General features: G+C 48.9%; 15 protein-coding genes. 10 read left to right on the top strand and 5 right to left on the bottom strand.

The genetic code is table 11. The features are described 5' to 3' along the window. Nucleotides 1–262: 262 nt before the first annotated feature. The 5 genes from BIZ37_RS15475 to BIZ37_RS15455 all read right to left on the bottom strand — a co-directional run bounded on the left by BIZ37_RS15475 (nucleotide 263) and on the right by BIZ37_RS15455 (nucleotide 4,554). Entirely contained in the window at nucleotides 263–1,636 is a 1,374-nt protein-coding gene (locus tag BIZ37_RS15475; RefSeq protein WP_187462233.1) for an MFS transporter, read from the bottom strand. 187 nt (nucleotides 1,637–1,823) lie between these two features. Next, nucleotides 1,824–2,186, bottom strand: coding sequence for a hypothetical protein (locus tag BIZ37_RS15470; RefSeq protein WP_187462232.1), 363 nt, complete (start codon nucleotides 2,184–2,186; stop codon nucleotides 1,824–1,826). A gap of 48 nt (nucleotides 2,187–2,234) precedes the next feature. Beyond that, a complete protein-coding gene (locus tag BIZ37_RS15465; RefSeq protein ID WP_187462231.1) occupies nucleotides 2,235–2,789 on the bottom strand; it encodes a peptidylprolyl isomerase in 555 nt (184 codons plus the stop codon). Further along, nucleotides 2,789–3,358: a YajG family lipoprotein gene (locus tag BIZ37_RS15460; protein ID WP_187462230.1), complete on the bottom strand. Its 570-nt coding sequence runs from the start codon at nucleotides 3,356–3,358 to the stop codon at nucleotides 2,789–2,791. Before BIZ37_RS15460 ends, BIZ37_RS15465 begins: the two co-directional genes overlap by 1 nt. 65 nt (nucleotides 3,359–3,423) lie before the next feature. Next, nucleotides 3,424–4,554, bottom strand: coding sequence for a methyltransferase (locus tag BIZ37_RS15455; protein WP_187462229.1), 1,131 nt, complete (start codon nucleotides 4,552–4,554; stop codon nucleotides 3,424–3,426). Nucleotides 4,555–4,714: 160 nt separating this feature from the next. Here BIZ37_RS15455 and bolA point away from each other — a divergent pair, with 160 nt between their 5' ends. The 10 genes from bolA (at nucleotide 4,715) to dinB (ending at nucleotide 14,291) form a co-directional block, all read left to right on the top strand. Continuing rightward, nucleotides 4,715–5,029 carry a transcriptional regulator BolA gene (gene bolA / locus BIZ37_RS15450; protein ID WP_187462228.1) on the top strand — a complete coding sequence of 105 codons (315 nt, stop codon included), beginning with the start codon at nucleotides 4,715–4,717 and terminating at the stop codon, nucleotides 5,027–5,029. Between the two features lie 796 nt (nucleotides 5,030–5,825). Further along, the gene (locus BIZ37_RS15445) at nucleotides 5,826–7,166 is read left to right on the top strand and encodes a Na(+)-translocating NADH-quinone reductase subunit A (RefSeq protein WP_187462227.1); all 1,341 of its coding nucleotides are present in this window, start codon (nucleotides 5,826–5,828) and stop codon (nucleotides 7,164–7,166) included. Nucleotides 7,167–7,169: 3 nt separating this feature from the next. Beyond that, entirely contained in the window at nucleotides 7,170–8,414 is a 1,245-nt protein-coding gene (locus BIZ37_RS15440; protein WP_107299245.1) for an NADH:ubiquinone reductase (Na(+)-transporting) subunit B, read from the top strand. Beyond that, nucleotides 8,404–9,198 (top strand): Na(+)-translocating NADH-quinone reductase subunit C, encoded by a 795-nt coding sequence (locus BIZ37_RS15435; protein ID WP_107299246.1) that lies wholly within the window; start codon nucleotides 8,404–8,406, stop codon nucleotides 9,196–9,198. Before BIZ37_RS15440 ends, BIZ37_RS15435 begins: the two co-directional genes overlap by 11 nt. Continuing rightward, nucleotides 9,191–9,823, top strand: a complete 633-nt coding sequence (locus BIZ37_RS15430) for an NADH:ubiquinone reductase (Na(+)-transporting) subunit D (protein WP_187462226.1) — start codon at nucleotides 9,191–9,193, stop codon at nucleotides 9,821–9,823. The genes BIZ37_RS15435 and BIZ37_RS15430 overlap by 8 nt, the downstream gene beginning before the upstream one ends. Before the next feature lie 7 nt (nucleotides 9,824–9,830). Next, nucleotides 9,831–10,427, top strand: coding sequence for an NADH:ubiquinone reductase (Na(+)-transporting) subunit E (gene nqrE / locus BIZ37_RS15425; protein ID WP_039460611.1), 597 nt, complete (start codon nucleotides 9,831–9,833; stop codon nucleotides 10,425–10,427). 21 nt (nucleotides 10,428–10,448) lie between these two features. Continuing rightward, complete coding sequence (gene nqrF / locus BIZ37_RS15420) at nucleotides 10,449–11,672, top strand: NADH:ubiquinone reductase (Na(+)-transporting) subunit F (protein ID WP_107299248.1); 1,224 nt, start codon at nucleotides 10,449–10,451, stop codon at nucleotides 11,670–11,672. Between the two features lie 164 nt (nucleotides 11,673–11,836). Further along, nucleotides 11,837–12,847, top strand: coding sequence for an FAD:protein FMN transferase (locus tag BIZ37_RS15415; protein WP_370577376.1), 1,011 nt, complete (start codon nucleotides 11,837–11,839; stop codon nucleotides 12,845–12,847). A gap of 10 nt (nucleotides 12,848–12,857) precedes the next feature. Beyond that, complete coding sequence (gene nqrM, locus BIZ37_RS15410; RefSeq protein WP_107299250.1) at nucleotides 12,858–13,079, top strand: (Na+)-NQR maturation NqrM; 222 nt, start codon at nucleotides 12,858–12,860, stop codon at nucleotides 13,077–13,079. Nucleotides 13,080–13,208: 129 nt separating this feature from the next. Continuing rightward, nucleotides 13,209–14,291 (top strand): DNA polymerase IV, encoded by a 1,083-nt coding sequence (gene dinB / locus BIZ37_RS15405; RefSeq protein WP_187462224.1) that lies wholly within the window; start codon nucleotides 13,209–13,211, stop codon nucleotides 14,289–14,291. The last annotated feature ends 268 nt before the right edge of the window (nucleotides 14,292–14,559 follow it).

Genomic DNA, 14,559 nt, shown 5'->3' with positions numbered 1-14,559 from the left:
GTAACGATTGCGCAATCCTTTGCTAAATGTGATCTTGATCGACTGTAATCCATTACATTTAAGAGGAAAAGTGATCTTTAGCGTGTTTTTTGTGCATTTGATGGTAATTTTTCTGAACTAAGTGTGAAGGGCACACTCTAAGCGCCGATTTGCTATCTATTTACAGCATGCAAATATGGATAAATAAAAAAGGAAGTATTCATGCTCAACAGAATACTTCCTTTTTAACGTGTTTTTCCGGGGTGTAAGCGAATTTTTGTTGCTAGTTATTCTCCGCAGCCAGTGTGTCTGAGTGCCTGTTGACGATATAAATCAGTCCTAGTACCGGCAGGCCAATGAGGGCGGTGGTGAAGAAAAAGATATTATACCCAAACATGTCGACATACAGGCCCGAGAATCCGGCAATGAATTTCGGGAACAGCAACATGATGGAGCTGAATAACGCGTACTGTGTTGCAGAAAATGCAACATTGGTCAGGCTAGACATAAAGGTAATGAAAGCGGCTGTTGCGATACCGGCACTGAGGTTATCGAGTGAGATGACCAAAGTCAGCATCGGGAGGCTGTTACCGATATAGCTAAAGACCATGAAGGCCATATTGGTGATAGCCGCGAGCACTGCGCCCAAGGCAAGAATACGCATGGTTGAGTACTTGCTGACAAGAATACCGCCAAGGCCTGCCCCTAGCAGCGTCATGATCACACCATAGATTTTCGATACCGAGGCAACTTCGGTTTTGGTAAAGCCCATATCGACATAAAAGGCATTAGCCATTACCCCCATGACCACGTCTGAAATCCTATAGCATCCGATCAATGCCAGAATGAGCAAGGCTTGCTTACCATAACGGTCGAAGAAGTCTTTGAATGGCATGACTGCTGCGGTATAGAACCAAGCCATAAGACGAGCAGTGCGGGGGGATGTGCCATTATCGATCAGTTGCTGGCGGTAGGTTTGCTCAACGTTATCGATCTCTGAGCTGTCAATGGTCGGCTCATGGATACAAAGTGCAGTAACCAAGCCAACCCCCATCAAACTTGCCATGATGAAGTAGGCATATTTCCAGCCTTCTGGATCGTAGCCGGTGTTGGAGCCAAACCAGGCGGCAAAGGCCAGCGCACCGGCACCTGCCATGATCATGGCCAAGCGATAGCCCGTCATGTAAGCGGCTGCCAATGCGGCCTGCAAGCGCTCAGAAGCCAATTCAATCCGGTAGGCATCGATAACAATATCTTGAGAGGCTGATGAGAAAGCCACGATGACGGCAAAAATGGCCAGCTGGACCAAATCGCCCTGCGGGTTACTGACAGCCATACCAACAAGGGAAGCGATGATCAGCAGTTGCGAGAATACCATCCAGCCGCGCCGGCGGCCCAGCAATGAAGATAAAACAGGGATAGGGAAGCGGTCGATGAGCGGGGACCAGACCCATTTGAAACCGTACGCCAGCGCAACCCAGCTAAAGAATCCAATATCGGTGCGGCTGACATCGGCTTCGCGAAGCCAGAAAGACAAGGTACCGAATACCAGTAGCAGCGGCAGGCCGGACGAAAAGCCCAGTGCCAACATGATGAGGACTTTTTTCTCTAGATAAACTCGCCAGCCAAGTTTTTCATTTTCAATCGATTGCTCCATGGATCCCTCAGGTCGTTCTGATTAAGCAGCCAGTAGTATAACCCCAAGCAGGTAGGGTATGCCTGCAAGCTACCGAGTAATTAAGTAAAAATACAGTAAAAGGTGGTGGCAAAGTATGAAACTTATGTATGGCAGAAACAAAGCCGTGGGAGGTGATACAGGGGAGAGATGAGTAAGCCTTACAGTGCTATGGCCGGATCCCCTGCATTTTATCCTGTCGTTCGCCGATACCAAGCAAGAACTGAGCGGCAGAAGACACTTTGTACTGCATGAAATTGTTGCCTAGCAACTCGTGCTCTTCCAATGATTCAAGTAGATGGATCAGGTACCAGTAAGTCGATTCGTAATGGTCGCTGGGTGAGCCTGAAGGGACGGACAATTTCCACCAATCATTGAGGTGTTCAGTGACAGTGATCTTCATGGAGTCATAGTTGACACTGCCATTGATGGTACCCAGTACACTCAGGGCGATGGCCGGTGCATGGTCGGCAATATGTTGGCTGATCAACTCAGCCGAAGTATCCGGTTGGGATGAGACAAGTTTGAGCATGTTCGTCACCTGATCACAAGCTAATGATCAGGTGACATTAACTTGTGTCTAATTTTTAATAATTTTGACACTCTCAATAACTATAGGCTGCTCGGGAACATCTTTCATACCCATAGAGCGGATAGTTGTAGTAGGAATTTCCGCCATTTTTTCAATAACTGGGAAGCCGCTCACAACTTTACCAAATACTGCGTAGCCAGGGCGGCTGCCCTGGGCATCAAGGAAGGTGTTGTTCTGGTAGTTGATGTAAAACTGGCGGGTTGCCGAGTCTGGTGCTTGAGTACGCGCCATCGCAACTGTCGCTTTGGCATTGCTCAAGCCATTAGTGGATTCGTTCTTGATGGGGTCATAGCTTGAACGGCGCTTGAGATCTTTATCAAAACCACCACCCTGAGCCATGAAGTCCGGGATCACACGGTGGAATATAGTGCCTTCGTAGCTGCCATCTTCGACATAGCGCAGGAAGTTTTCACTCGAGACTGGGGCTTTCTCCTGCTCTAACTCGATGACAAATTCACCCAGGTTGGTGGTAACAGAAACTTGTGTTGCAGCACTGATTGGAAGCGCCAGGCAAAAAAGTAGGGTCGATAGCAAACGACGCATTATAGGTTCTCCTGCATATAAGCGTTCAATTCTGGATCAGCATAGATGTCTTTTAGCACGGCAGTGATCAAATTGTTCATTGCCAGTTCCATATCTTCGACTGAGGCACTCATTACGCCGTTACGGGAAGACTTGCCGGAGTAGCGTTTGACGAATTTCCCTTTTGGCGTTTCTACCACAAGCTGCAATTGCAGTTTGCTGTTTAGATCGTGACTCATTACGCTGTGTTTAACGTTGACCATGGCCTCAAGGATATCTAGGCGCAATGTGCCATCGCTGTCTTCGGATAGGGTGTAACCTTGTGCGGTCAACTGGCGGGAAAGGGCACTTTCCAATGTCGTACGCAGGTTTTCATTGCTGTGCAGTGGCTGGACATTCTCACGGCCGCTGTCGACAACTGCGATAAACTGGGCAGTACGGAGATCGCGGCTGTCCAGGTTCACGCTTTTGCCGTGCACCATAGGTTGCGAGGCAATTACAGGCTCGGGATTAATGGTGAGTTGGGGCTCAGACGGGGATGAGCAGGCCGTCAAGGCCAATACAGAGGCAGCAACAAGAAGCTTCTTCATAGTCATTCTATCCTTGGGTAAAAGCGGGGGCTGCGCAAGCTCCCCGTTAAAAATGATATTGTAATTTACTTATCTGATTGATAAACGACAAATTTGTTATTTTGGGCAATGACGGTGACATTGCCAAACAGACGTTTTAGCTTTCCGCCATAGCCCAGGTGGCGGTTGCCAATCACAATCAGTTTGCCACTTGGGCGCAAGACATGCTTGGCATCACAGAACATTTGCCATGCGATATGGTCGGTAATGGCCGCTTGCTGGTGGAATGGAGGGTTACACAAGACCATATCCGTACACTGGGCAGGGAAGCCATCAAGGCAGTTGTTTACCTTGGCGGTAAGCTGTGACGGATTGTCTAGGTTTAGCTCGGCATTCATCATTGCTGATGCCGCTGCCATATAACTTTCGTCGACGCATACCACATTGGCCTGCGGGTTGAGACGGGCAGCCTTAATTCCAATCACGCCGTTGCCACAGCCAAGGTCGATAATGTCTTGGTATTGGCTGCCGCTAGGGATGTGCTCCAGAAGGAGGCGGGCACCAATATCCAAGCTGTCACTAGAAAACACATTGGCGTGGTTTTTCAAGGTGATGCTATGTTCAGGGACATCCCATTGCTGTGGGGCAGGTAGTGGCTGTGCCAGTCCAGGGTTAGCCTGGCAGAAAACCAATCTGGCTTTTTTGACTGCCAAAGAGGTTTTGGTCTCGCCAAGATGCTTTTCGAACAGCTTCAAAGTCGATGTGTGGATATCACGTGCTTTGGCGGCAGCAATCACGGTGCAGTCAGCAGGTAGCCGGTGGCTAAGTTGCTGCAGTTGCCAAACCAGCAAGCGGTTGTTTTTTGGCAGCTTCATCAATACTAGCTGTGGGTCTTGCGGCAGTTCAGCCAGGCAATCAACGATATTGGCCTCAGGCAGTTGGTTATCCGTGAGGTTGGCAAGGCAAGCTTGTTTGGCAATAAATGAATCAGTAACCGTAGTTACCTTTCCGTCGTTGGCAAACCAGCAGCTCAGCGCCCCGAAACCGTCGTTTAGAATAAGGATAGGACGTGCCGGATCGAGGGTAATATCAGCCTCTTTGACGTGGTTGATCAGGTACTCGTCTGCCGCGTCCCATGCCTGCAGGGTTTCATTTTTCCTTACTGGGTAACGCTGAAGGGTCAGCGTTCGCTCGTGAAGGTTTAGCTCTGGTTTCATTAACGGTTACTTTACGGTATGTTTACTCATTGGGTGGTATTTTCGCAAAACCAGCCACTACTTAAAACCAATTTTATGTCAGTCTTTATTGGGTATTTATCGCTACCGCCAATTTTTCTAACGGCGGCAGGGATGATTTTACCGTCGGAGAAGGTAAACCATGATCCAGGAACGTATAGAAGATAAATTACAGCAAGCGTTCGCCCCCCTTCACCTCGAAGTGATCAACGAGAGTTACATGCACAATGTCCCTGAAGGCTCGGAAAGTCACTTCAAAGTCATTGTTGTCAGTGAGCAATTTGAAGGTATGCGCCTGATTGGCCGTCACCGTGCCGTTAATGGTGCCCTGGCGGATGAATTGGCTAACCATATCCACGCATTGGCTATTCACACCTATACCGAAGCCGAATGGCAGGTTCAACAAGACGGCGCACCGGCCTCACCAGCCTGCCGGGGTGGCAGCAAACTGGGCTGACTGTCAGCTGAATCTGTTTAACAAACCGCAAAGTTTGCGGTTTTTTTATCCAGATTTTTGAGACTTACGGCATTATTTCTCATTCCGATTTCGTACTATTGCAGAGATACGGCCTATGATTGGGATGGCAACTTGCGGTATATCGATTGAGTACCTCAGGTTAGGCCTGCCATTTTGTCTCCGGTGTCTATACTTGGGGCTGGTGGCGCAAAGCAAAATGCTGCCATTAAGAAGGGCTCAAGTACCGAAAGGGGTATTGCTGCGCTTAACTGCAAGCGGTAAGGTCCCCAGCCGATGGTAGAAACTTACGATTTTTAATAAACCCTATGGTGGAAAAGCGCTTTCTACCGATAAGGGTGTGGCGCTAAGTTGTTAACAGCGATTAACATGGCGACATAATTGAAACATATAATAATGGGGCTTTTTGCCCCATTGTTGTGACTGTATGGTAATTGTTGGTTTTTTATTAACTTGCTGGTGCTGATGAGAAAAAAATGATAATTCCAGATGATTATCACTTTTGTGTGTCAGTTCAAAAATATTACCCAACAAAGATATTGCGTTTAAAGAGTTAGTCGATTTTCAGCCCGATTAGCGCGGTTTGCCATGGTAAATTCCAACCAAATAGTGCTAAAATTCCGGCCTCAAAATTACTCGTCGCCGAATGTGTGACAGGTAAGTGAATAGGATGTTGCGTTGCTGGTAGCGGATCAAGCCGGCTTCGGACGAAGGAAAGTCGTGTCTAATATTGCGCAATAGAAAATAATTTTTTCCCGTTAATGTAGTGCAAGTGCGTATGATTACAATAAAAAAGGGTCTGGATATCCCAATTTCAGGGACTCCTGCCCAGGCGATAAATGATGGCAAGGCCATCACACGTGTCGCCTTGCTTGGCGAAGAATATGTTGGTATGCGTCCTACAATGCATATCCGCGTAGGGGATGTAGTGAAAAAAGGTCAGGTTCTTTTTGAAGACAAGAAGAACCCAGGCGTTAAGTTCACTGCTCCAGCCAGCGGCAAGGTTGCAGAAATCAATCGTGGTGCAAAGCGTGTTCTACAGTCCGTTGTGATTGATGTAGAAGGCGACGAGCAGATTACATTCAACAGCTACGATGCTGGCCAGATTGCTCAACTTGAGCGTTCTGTACTAGTAGACCAGCTCGTTGAGTCTGGTATGTGGACAGCGCTTCGTACGCGTCCTTTCAGCAAGGTCCCTGCGATCGACGCTGAAACCCAGGCTATCTTTGTAACTGCTATCGACACTAACCCTCTAGCAGCTAACCCAGAAGTTGTTATCAACGAGCAGAACGATGCGTTTACTGCAGGTCTGACAGTATTGTCACGTCTAACAAGCGGTAAAGTGTTGGTATGTAAGTCTGGTGCAAGTCTACCTCGCTGCAGTGAAGCCAATGTGGAAGAGCATGTATTCAACGGTCCGCACCCTGCGGGTCTAGTGGGTACTCACATCCACACGTTGTTCGGTGCAAGCATCGAAAACGTGGCGTGGCACATCAACTACCAGGACGTTATCGCATTCGGTAAATTGTTCCTGACTGGTGAGCTATACACTGACCGTGTGGTTTCTCTGGCTGGTCCTGTTGTTAACAACCCTCGTCTAGTTCGTACCCAAATCGGTGCGTCTATCGAGCAGATCACTGATTCTGAAATGATGCCAGGCGAACTGCGTCTCCTTTCTGGTTCAGTACTGAACGGTGTTAACGCTGCGGGTCCTCACGCATACCTAGGTCGCTACCATCTGCAGATTTCTGCCCTTCGCGAAGGCCGTGAAAAAGAATTCATGGGCTGGATCGCGCCAGGCAAAAACAAATTCTCAGTGACTCGCTCTTTCCTAAGCCAGTTCTTCCCGGGTCAGCTATTCAACATGACCACGACGACGAACGGTTCTGAGCGTGCGATGGTGCCAATCGGTAACTACGAAAAAGTAATGCCGCTTGATATCGAGCCGACTCTGCTTCTTCGTGACCTGTGTGCAGGTGACGTAGACAGCGCTCAGCAGCTAGGCGCACTAGAGCTGGATGAAGAAGATCTAGCACTATGTACGTTCGTATGCCCAGGTAAGTATGAATTTGGTCCTATGCTACGTCAGTGCCTGGACACAATTGAGAAGGAAGGGTAATTCATGAGCCTCAAGAATTTACTCGAGCAGGTTGAACACCACTTTGAGCCAGGTGGTAAGCATGAAAGATGGTTTGCGCTTTACGAAGCGTTTGCAACTTTGATGTACACACCGGGCCAGGTAACCCGTACAAGCGCGCACGTACGTGACAGCGTTGACCTGAAGCGCATCATGATCATGGTGTGGTTCGCGGTCTTCCCAGCAATGTTCTGGGGTATGTACAACACAGGCCACCAGGCTATTACAGCGCTTAACCACATGTACGTGGGTGAGCAGCTAGCAACTATCATTGCTGGCGACTGGCACTACTGGCTAACAGAAATGCTAGGCGGCACTATGTCAGCAGACGCTGGCTGGGGTAGCAAAATGCTACTGGGTGCGACCTACTTCCTACCTATTTACGCAGTAGTATTTGCGGTAGGTGGTTTCTGGGAAGTCCTATTCTGTATGGTGCGTAAGCACGAAGTTAACGAAGGTTTCTTTGTAACTTCTATCCTTTTCGCACTGATCGTACCGCCAACACTACCGCTTTGGCAGGCAGCACTAGGTATTACCTTCGGTGTTGTAGTTGCTAAAGAAATCTTCGGTGGTACTGGCCGTAACTTCCTGAACCCTGCTTTGGCAGGTCGTGCGTTCCTATTCTTCGCATACCCAGCTCAGATCTCTGGCGATCTAGTATGGACAGCGGCAGATGGCTTCTCTGGTGCAACAGCACTAAGCCAGTGGGCACACGGCGGTCAGGCTGCAGTGATGAACACTGTAACTGGCGATGCTGTTAGCTGGATGGACGCGTTCATCGGTCGTATCCCTGGTTCTATCGGTGAAGTTTCGACTCTGGCTATCATCCTTGGTGGCGCAATGATCGTGTTCATGGGCATCGCTTCATGGCGCATCATCGCGGGTACTATGATCGGTATGATCGCGACAGCGACGCTATTCAACATTATCGGTTCTGACACTAACGCAATGTTCAGCATGCCATGGCACTGGCACCTAGTTCTGGGTGGCTTCGCATTCGGTATGATGTTCATGGCGACCGACCCTGTGTCTGCTGCATTTACCAACAAAGGTAAGTGGTGGTACGGCGCACTAATCGGTGCAATGGCTGTTATGGTTCGTGTGGTTAACCCTGCGTACCCAGAAGGTATGATGCTAGCAATCCTATTTGCTAACCTATTCGCACCTCTATTTGACAACCTAGTAGTTCAGGGCAACATCAAGCGGAGACTAGCTCGTCATGTCAAGTAATAACGATAGCATTAAAAAGACGCTAATTGTTGTTATCGCACTGAGCCTAGTGTGCTCAATCGTGGTATCAGCAGCAGCGGTTGCTCTGCGTCCACTGCAGCAGAAGAATGCTGTACTTGACGTTCAGCGCAATATCCTTTCAGTAGCGGGCCTTCTGCAAGACGGCACCAACATCACTGAAGCTTACGACCAATTCATCCAGCCTATGCTTGTTGACTTGGAAACCGGTGAGTTCATTGAGCAGACTGAAGAAGGTGCAACTGCATCTGACTACAGCCAGCGTGACGCAGCGAAAGATCCAGCGCAGTCTATCCGCCTATCAGGTGACCAAGACCTAGCGAAGATCATCCGTCGTGCCAACGTTGCAACAGTTTACCTAGTGAAAGATGCGAACGACAACGTCGACAAGCTGATCCTGCCGGTACACGGTGGTGGTCTGTGGTCAATGATGTACGCATTCATCGCGGTTGAAACTGACGGCAACACGCTTGCGGGTATCACTTACTACGAGCAGGGTGAAACTCCTGGACTTGGTGGTGAGATCGAGAACCCGAACTGGCGTGCACAGTTTGTTGGTAAAGAACTGTTCGACAGCAACAACAAGCCAGCTATCCGCGTCGTTAAAGGCGGTGCACCTGAGGGTGACATCCACGGTGTAGATGGTCTGTCTGGTGCAACCCTAACTGCAAATGGTGTTCAGCACACCTTCGACTTCTGGTTGGGTGACATGGGCTTTGGTCCATTCCTGGCTAAAGTTCGTGAAGGAGGCCTAAACAATGGCTGATACTAAAGAAATGAAGAAGATTCTGTTTGCGCCGTTTATCGACAACAACCCGATCGCGCTTCAGATTCTTGGTGTATGTTCTGCGCTTGCAGTAACCACCAAACTAGAGACAGCATTCGTAATGACCCTAGCGGTAACATTCGTTTGTGCATTCTCTAACTTGTTCGTATCCCTGATCCGTAACCACATTCCAAACAGCGTACGTATCATCGTACAGATGGCGATCATCGCATCGTTGGTAATCGTGGTTGACCAGGTACTAAAAGCATTTGTTTACGATATTTCTAAGCAGCTTTCTGTATTCGTTGGTCTGATCATCACGAACTGTATCGTTATGGGTCGTGCTGAAGCATACGCAATGAAGTCTGAGCCTCTACCATCACTTGTTGACGGTATCGGTAACGGTCTTGGTTACGGCTTCGTACTTATCACTGTAGCTTTCTTCCGTGAACTATTCGGTTCAGGCAAACTATTCGGCGTGGAAATCCTGCCGCTAGTGTCTGACGGTGGTTGGTACCAGCCAAACGGTATGATGATCCTAGCACCATCAGCGTTCTTCCTGATTGGTTTCATGATCTGGGCTATCCGTATCATCCGTCCAGAACAAGTCGAAGCGAAGGAGTAAGGGGAACATGGAACATTATCTAAGCCTTCTAGTTCGTTCGATCTTTATCGAGAACTTGGCACTGTCGTTCTTCCTAGGTATGTGTACATTCCTAGCCGTATCGAAAAAAGTTAAAACTTCTTTCGGTCTGGGTGTAGCGGTAATCGTTGTACTAACGATCGCTGTTCCTGTGAACAACCTGATCTACAACCTACTGCTAAAAGACGGCGCCATTGTTTCAGGCGTTGACCTTAGCTTCCTGAACTTTATTACGTTCATCGGTGTTATCGCGGCACTGGTACAGATCCTGGAAATGGTTCTGGACCGCTTCTTCCCGCCGCTATACAACGCGCTAGGTATTTTCCTACCATTGATCACAGTAAACTGTGCGATCTTCGGTGGTGTATCTTTCATGGTACAGCGTGATTATAACTTCGCTGAATCTGTAGTTTACGGTCTTGGTTCTGGTATCGGTTGGATGCTAGCAATCGTTGCTCTTGCGGGTATCCGTGAGAAGATGAAGTACTCAGACGTACCTCCAGGTCTACGTGGCCTAGGTATTACATTCATCACCGTTGGCCTTATGGCGTTGGGCTTCATGTCCTTCTCCGGCGTTCAGCTGTAATCAGGATAAAAGGAATAATCAATGGATATTATTCTTGGCGTAGTCATGTTCACCCTGATTATCCTGGCTCTAGTTCTAGTGATCCTATTCGCTAAATCTAAGCTGGTACCATCAGGTGACATTACTATCTCAGTAAATGGCGATCCGGAAAAAGCGATTACAACCGCTGCCGGTAGCAAACTGCTTAATGCACTTTCAGCAAGCGGCATCTTCGTTTCATCTGCTTGTGGTGGCGGTGGCTCTTGTGGCCAGTGTCGCGTTAAAGTTAAGTCTGGTGGTGGTGATATCCTACCGACTGAGCTTGACCACATCACTAAAGGTGAAGCACGTGAAGGCGAGCGTCTAGCGTGTCAGGTTAACGTGAAATCTGACATGGACATCGAGCTTCCAGAAGAAATCTTCGGTGTTAAGAAGTGGGAATGTACAGTTATCTCTAACGATAACGAAGCAACCTTCATCAAAGAGCTTGTGCTTAAGATCCCTGAAGGTGAAGAAGTACCGTTCCGCGCGGGTGGTTACATCCAGATCGAAGCTGAACCGCACCACATTAAGTACTCTGATTTCGATATTCCTGAGGAATACCGTGAAGACTGGGACAAGTTCAACTTGTTCCGCTACGAGTCTATCGTGAAAGAGCACTCAATCCGTGCATACTCTATGGCGTCATACCCAGAAGAGAAAGGCTTGATCAAGCTGAACGTACGTATTGCAACGCCGCCGCCTAACAACCCAGATGTACCACCTGGCGTAATGTCATCTTACATCTGGTCTCTGAAGGCTGGTGACACTTGTACTATCTCTGGTCCATTCGGTGAGTTCTTCGCGAAAGAAACTGACAACGAAATGGTATTCATCGGTGGTGGTGCAGGTATGGCACCTATGCGTTCGCACATCTTCGACCAGCTTCTACGCCTGAAATCTAAGCGTAAGATGACTTACTGGTACGGTGCGCGTTCTAAGCGTGAAATGTTCTACATTGAAGATTTCGATACGCTAGCGGCTGACAACGAGAACTTCGAGTGGCACGTAGCCCTGTCTGATCCACTACCAGAAGATAACTGGGATGGTTACACAGGCTTCATCCACAACGTGATCTACGAGAACTACTTGAAAGATCACGAAGCTCCAGAAGATTGTGAGTACTACATGTGTGGTCCACCAATGATGAACGCAGCTGTTATCGGCATGCTGAAAGACCTTGGTGTTGAAGACGAAAACATCCTACTGGATGACTTCGGTGGCTAATTAGCCGCACACTGAAAAACTGGCTGATCCCAACAGGGGTCAGCCTTTTTTCGTAATAAGCGCATAATAACGGTATGTAAGCTAAGGTTTTTATACTTGGCGCTTACCCATGACAAATAATAATGACTGTCTTTCATTTGGGGAGTAGTTGGATGAAGACGTTACTGCACCGCGCAATGTTGATGCTTGCGATGGTTATTACCCTATCGGCCTGTAGCGATCAGCGTGAGATGATCCACCTGAACGGTTCGACCATGGGAACCTACTATTCAATTAAGTTGATTAAGCAGGAAGGCTTACCACCTGCCACGGATATCCAGGCAGAAATTGACCGTCGACTGGAACTGGTTAACGACCAGATGTCGACCTACCGTAAGCATTCCGAGCTCAGCCAATTTAACCAGTCGCGCTCGAGTGAGCCGTTTGAAGTGTCTGCAGACACTGCCAAGGTTGTCACTGAGGCAATCCGCTTGGCAAAATTGACAGACGGCGCTTTGGATGTGACGGTAGGTCCGATTGTGAACTTGTGGAGCTTCGGCCCGGAAGCGCGCCCTGAGAAAACACCGACCGAGCAAGAGCTGGCCGAACGTCGCAAGGTAGTGGGCATTCACCACCTGAGCGTGGAAGGCAACAGCCTGATCAAAGATATTCCGGATCTGTATGTGGATCTGTCCTCGATTGCCAAGGGATTTGGGGTTGACGTAGTCGCCGATTACTTTGATGATCTAGGTGTCGCTGACTACCTGGTTGAGATCGGTGGTGAGCTAAGCCTGAAAGGTAATAACCTTGAGGGTGTGCCTTGGCGCATCGCGATTGAAAAGCCGACCGAAGACGGTAGCCGTGCTATTCAGGAAGTGATTGAACCGGGTGACATGGCCGTGGCAACATCGGGTGATTACCGTAATTACTTTGAAGAAGATGGTGTGCGATACTCACACTTGATTGATCCAAACAGCGGTATGCCGATTTCCAACCATGTGGTATCGGTAACAGTGCTACACCCATCAAGCATGACGTCAGATGCGTTGGCGACAGCGTTTTCTGTAATGGGCGAAGATAAGGCACTGGCATTGGCCAACCAAGAGCAAATTCCATTGTTGTTGGTTGTGAAAACAGAGCAAGGCTTCAAGGAGTATATCTCTGACGCTTTTGCCCCTTATATGAATCAAAAGTAGAGATTGAACAATGGTTATCTATTTAACTACCTTTGCTGTGTTTTTGCTGGTCATCACTGCGATGGCTGTTGGTTACATCTTCCAGCGTAAAAGCGTAAGCGGTAGCTGCGGTGGTCTTGACGGTATCGGCATTGCCAAAGAGTGTGACTGCCCTGAGCCGTGTGATGCCCGCCTGAAGCGCGAAGCGCGTGAAGCCCGTGCAGCGGAATGGAAGAAAAACCAAATTATCTGATCAGCGAGCACTTGCTAACTGAACTCCAAGCCCGGCACCCATGCTGGGCTTTTTGTTGGGCTTCACAGTACCTGCAGTAGCCTCTATAATGTTACTGTATAAAAAAACAGTAACCAGGTAGCCCCACGAATGTCTCTGTCTCCCCCAAAGCCTGGCAAGGCCCAGAAAAAGATCATCCATGTTGATATGGATTGCTTTTTTGCGGCAGTAGAGATGCGTGATAACCCCGAGCTGCGTGATATCCCTATCGCAATCGGTGGGCGTTCAGAGCAGCGTGGGGTGATCAGTACCTGTAACTATCTGGCGCGAAAGTATGGTGTACGCTCGGCGATGCCGACGGGTAGGGCGATGCAGCTTTGTCCCCACCTGACCTTGGTCTCTGGCCGTATGGGCGTTTACAAAGAAGTCTCAACTCAGATCCGCGAAATCTTCCAGCGCTACACCGATAAGATCGAACCGCTTTCCCTTGATGAAGCCTACCTCGATGTCACTGACTGTGAACTTTGCCATGGCTCGGCGACGTTGATCGCCGAAGATATCCGTCGCGCTATCCGGGAAGAGTTGAACCTGACAGCTTCTGCAGGCATTGCGCCGGTTAAGTTCATCGCCAAGATTGCCTCGGATCTCAACAAGCCAGATGGCCAATATGTGGTGACGCCGGATCAGATCCCTGATTTTGTGGCAGACTTGAAACTCGAGAAGATCCCAGGGGTCGGCAAGGTCACTATCCAGAAACTGCACGACAAAGGTTTGTATGTCGGCAAAGATGTCCAGCAGTACGACAGGCATTTGCTGTTGCAGCAGTTCGGCAAGTTTGGCCAGTCGCTATGGTCCCGTGCCCATGGTATTGATGAGCGTGAGGTTGTGGTCGAGCGCGAGCGCAAATCAGTCGGGGTAGAGCGTACCTTCTCGACAAATATCAGTACCTACGAGCAATGCTGGGAGGTGATAGAGCGCCTGTTTCCTGAGTTGGAAAAGCGTCTCAAACGCGTACGCCCCGAGCTCAACATTGCCAAGCAAGGTGTGAAGGTGAAGTTTGCAGACTTCCAGCAAACCACGGTGGAGCATACCCAGCCCAAACTAGATAAATCCCAGTTCGAAGGGCTGCTCAAAGAAGCCTTGACCCGTCAGCAAGACAGGGAGATCCGCCTCATCGGTATCAGCGTCGGTCTAGAGCTAGGGGCAAGGGCACAGCAGCTGTCGTTGTTTTAAAGAACGGCACTGTGATGCTACGGCCCTAAGGTTCTATGGGAAAGAGCCTATTTTAGGTCAAAGATCGGTTCTAGGGGCCTTTTGATTATGAAAAGGTACTATGAAAAAGAGAGGTGATACGCTCCAGTGTGGGTTGCTGGAAGTAATATTTATTCTTGAATCTTGATTGACTGTGACCCCCCTTCTGGAGACTCTCCCTGCAGAACCACAGAACCACAGAACCACAGAACCACAGAACCACAGAACCACAGAACCACAGAACCACAGA

Origin of the sequence: Photobacterium sp. BZF1 (assembly GCF_014349205.1) — a bacterium.
Taxonomy (GTDB): Bacteria; Pseudomonadota; Gammaproteobacteria; order Enterobacterales; family Vibrionaceae; genus Photobacterium.
Note: the sequence above shows the minus strand (reverse complement) of the source record. Positions and strands in the feature narration are given on the sequence as shown.

Coding starts and splice junctions, on each gene's coding strand:
- nqrE (WP_039460611.1), top strand. CDS start 9,831: ATGGAACATTATCTAAGCCTTCTAGTTCGTTCGATCTTTATCGAGAAC.
- BIZ37_RS15430 (WP_187462226.1), top strand. CDS start 9,191: ATGGCTGATACTAAAGAAATGAAGAAGATTCTGTTTGCGCCGTTTATC.
- BIZ37_RS15475 (WP_187462233.1), bottom strand. CDS start 1,636: ATGGAGCAATCGATTGAAAATGAAAAACTTGGCTGGCGAGTTTATCTA.
- bolA (WP_187462228.1), top strand. CDS start 4,715: ATGATCCAGGAACGTATAGAAGATAAATTACAGCAAGCGTTCGCCCCC.
- BIZ37_RS15470 (WP_187462232.1), bottom strand. CDS start 2,186: ATGCTCAAACTTGTCTCATCCCAACCGGATACTTCGGCTGAGTTGATC.
- nqrF (WP_107299248.1), top strand. CDS start 10,449: ATGGATATTATTCTTGGCGTAGTCATGTTCACCCTGATTATCCTGGCT.
- BIZ37_RS15445 (WP_187462227.1), top strand. CDS start 5,826: ATGATTACAATAAAAAAGGGTCTGGATATCCCAATTTCAGGGACTCCT.
- BIZ37_RS15455 (WP_187462229.1), bottom strand. CDS start 4,554: ATGAAACCAGAGCTAAACCTTCACGAGCGAACGCTGACCCTTCAGCGT.
- nqrM (WP_107299250.1), top strand. CDS start 12,858: ATGGTTATCTATTTAACTACCTTTGCTGTGTTTTTGCTGGTCATCACT.
- dinB (WP_187462224.1), top strand. CDS start 13,209: ATGTCTCTGTCTCCCCCAAAGCCTGGCAAGGCCCAGAAAAAGATCATC.
- BIZ37_RS15440 (WP_107299245.1), top strand. CDS start 7,170: ATGAGCCTCAAGAATTTACTCGAGCAGGTTGAACACCACTTTGAGCCA.
- BIZ37_RS15435 (WP_107299246.1), top strand. CDS start 8,404: ATGTCAAGTAATAACGATAGCATTAAAAAGACGCTAATTGTTGTTATC.
- BIZ37_RS15460 (WP_187462230.1), bottom strand. CDS start 3,358: ATGAAGAAGCTTCTTGTTGCTGCCTCTGTATTGGCCTTGACGGCCTGC.
- BIZ37_RS15465 (WP_187462231.1), bottom strand. CDS start 2,789: ATGCGTCGTTTGCTATCGACCCTACTTTTTTGCCTGGCGCTTCCAATC.